The organism is Vibrio sp. V19_P1S1T109, assembly GCF_002241375.1.
Taxonomy (GTDB): Bacteria; Pseudomonadota; Gammaproteobacteria; order Enterobacterales; family Vibrionaceae; genus Vibrio; species Vibrio anguillarum.
The window spans coordinates 1-3,230 of sequence record NZ_NDIM01000369.1; the positions used below are offsets into that span (position 1 = coordinate 1).

General features: G+C 45.2%; 1 protein-coding gene. It reads right to left on the reverse strand.

The window, feature by feature from the left end:
* Positions 1-121 precede the first annotated feature (121 nt).
* The gene (locus B9J87_RS17040; protein WP_094151884.1) at positions 122-3,010 is read right to left on the reverse strand and encodes an Ig-like domain-containing protein; all 2,889 of its coding nucleotides are present in this window, start codon (positions 3,008-3,010) and stop codon (positions 122-124) included.
* Positions 3,011-3,230: the final 220 nt, after the last annotated feature.

Below are 3,230 nucleotides of genomic sequence, written 5' to 3' on the forward strand. Positions count from 1 at the left end.
GTCGAATACGGTTCTCTATTTCAGCTTCGGCGATTCAGATTAAGTTGATGACGATGGATAAAAACACGGAAGGCACCATGGCCTTCCGTTATCTAGTTAACTCACAAAGTAACCATGCAGGCTACTTACTGACACTGATCATTTCGTTGAAGTACTCGACTTGCTGTTCCATGCTCAGACTTTGATTATTTGAACCCAACGCCCAGATAAAGAAACCACCGTAACCATTCTCTTTTTGCCACTTGGCACGGTTGAGGTTGTTTTCACGGCTCTCCACAAAATTGCCGTTTGGCCCCCACTGGCTATTGATCGTATTGCCCAAAACAATTTTCGACTTGTCTCCAATGTATTGAGCGTAATTGGCCATCGCGACATCGTAGAGGAAGTTTTGGCCGGCGTCATAGGTCATGACGTTGAAGAAATCGAAATCGTTCTTGGTTGCTTGTAACAGATCGATCACTTCACCATGGTGAGACGAGCGACCTGATGGCTCAACGTAAGAACAATTTTCAAACACACTTGAATCCATGCATGCCACAGGATCAGCACCGACATGGTATGTGGTCAGCGACAACACTTTATTGTCTCCCACTTTTTGGCGTATCAGTTTAATCAATGCGGTTAGGTCTTGGTTCTCTTTATCGGTAATGCGCGCTGCTTTCTCGAAGTCGAAGTCAAGACCATCGATTTGCACATAACCCGCTAATTGGTACTTGCTGTAATCACATTGGCCATCACCCCCCGTCGCAAGGCAGTCACCCACCACCTCTTCTGGTTTTAGGTTCTTCTTATAGACAGGGAAGGGTTTGTTGACCAATTCAACGAGGCCATTGGCCACCGCCTCCCGATTTACATCGCTACCAATCGCAGACCAAATACTTTCATAAGTTTGACCACCAAACGCGACCATCATGGTGACATTGCTATTATCGTGTTTTAAGGTTGACCAGGCTAAGTACTGAGATGGCATCCAATCTGGGTTGTAACTTGGTGGGGTTACCATGTCATCAGAAATCGTAATGTTGCCGCTAGCATCCCATTTACCGAACGATAATAAATAACCGTCACCTTCAGAATTAAACAGTTTTTCATAATCGTTTAATCCCCAAGAAGTGAGATAACTAATGGCACGGTCTGGGTTATCGGCAAGGCCACCACCACCGGTACTCTCTTTCACTGTAATATTGGATGGGGCCGACATTTGCTCTTGATTGGCACTGTTGAGCGCCTTTGCGTAAATAGCGTAGTTACCTGCTTGCGCTCCAATCCACTCATATTCATAAGGTGCTTCGGTGTCTTGATTCAGTACCTTGCCGTTGGCAATAAACGTCACGGACGTCACCTCGCCTTCATAGCTCTTAGCATCCGCTTTGATTGAGATCGCTCGGCCTTCAAAGAAGCTTGAACCGTCTACAGGGGAAGAGAGTGACACCAGCAGATCTTTATCAGTAATGGCAATCGAAATCGGTGCAGTTTGAGCACTTGCGCCTTGATCGTCATACGCGGCAACCGTAAGTGTGTATTGTCCTTCAACTTGAGCAGGCACAGTGATGGTATAAAGATCGCCCGAAGAAGAGGTGGATGTTGCAACGACTTCGCCATTCAATTGAACATCGACACGCGCCACTTGGGTATCGTCGGTCGCCTCAACGACCACCTCAAATGGCTGATTGGGTGCTATTTTTTGTCCATTTTCTGGCGATTGAACATGCACTTCAGGAACAGGGTTAGGATCGCACTCACCAACGTCATTCCATGCATCTTTCCATGCATCTGGATAATTTGGATGCCCAGTACCCGGTGTCCATACTGGGTTACCACACCAACCTGCGATTTTACATGAGTAGATATGGCCAATATTGGTTACCTCATCTCCCACTTGATAGCTCACGCCATCTTGGTACTGAGCAACGTCACCGCAACTACCACTCACATCAGTAACCGTAATCGTCAGATTTTTTTGTGTTACATGCCGTTCATCATCTTGCGCTTCAACACGTAATGCAGCGCTTCCGGCCGTTTGAGGGGTCCAGTCACAAGAGAACACTTGCTCTGTTTTGGCATCGATACTGCAAACTTCGGTGTCATTAGCAAAAAATTTAACGGTAGCCAGATCATTATCAGCATCGGTCACTTCAGCAGAGATCGTCAGACTTGTGCCTTGTGGGTGGGATGATCCCGCTTCTGGGGAAATGAACTCAACGACCGGAGGGTTAGGCGCCGTCGATTCTGACTCGACAGAAACAGGCACGCTTTGCTCAGAGAGCTTATCGCCTTCCTCATTGAACGCGATAACTGAAATGGAAGCGGCTCCTATTTCTTTCGGTTGCCACACTTGCTGATACTCGGTGACACCTTGCTTCAATGGTTGTTGAGCAATTTTGTCTTGGTTAGCCCAAAACTCAAGCTTACCGGCACTCTCACCATCAATACGAGCCATAATGCTAACGTCTGTGCCCGTGTATACCACTGAATTTGGCGCTGGAGAGAGAATATCTAGCGAAAAATCGGGCGGTGGTGTGATGCCCCCTTCCATTTTCACAATAACAGAATCTTCAAAAGCACTCAGGTTTTCCAATGAACCAGCAAAAGCGATCGTCAAGGAGAGTGCTTCTGAGGCATTCAGAACGCTGTCAACCCAAGCACCTTCAGGGAATTTAAGCGCCACTGAATGGAGAATACCGCCCGCTTGAGCGGTATGAGATAGACTCCACGTAGGATGGGATAGCGCCGATGATTGCCAACCTATATCGTTAATCGCAACGGGTAATACAAATTCGATTACCGCATCGCGCATATCCGCTGACTCTGCTCCTGTATTTTTAATCGCTAAGGTGTAAGTGCTCCACCACTGCCCCTCTGACTCAGCTACCGCATCCGCGCTAAACTCAACAGCAATAGCCTGAGATATTGGGTTTAGCAATAGACCCGAAAAAAGCATGGTTAGGCCTAAGACCCGGTAATAGTTTTTGTCGGCAATTGAGACTGACGTGTTTTTTTGATTAAACATTATTTTATACCCTCATATTAAATTTATAATATTCAGTATATTTATTAGCACCACCGTTAATAATTAACATCAACAATTTTCGCTTAAAATAACTTTTGGAATGACAATCAATATTTATTTAAAATCTAAATAATCGGCATGAATGCATTAAATTATATTGATTACATTTTAAGATAAATTAAAGACATGAAAAAACCTGATTTTTTATTCTAATTAAATG

Coding starts and splice junctions, on each gene's coding strand:
- B9J87_RS17040 (WP_094151884.1), bottom strand. CDS start 3,010: ATGTTTAATCAAAAAAACACGTCAGTCTCAATTGCCGACAAAAACTAT.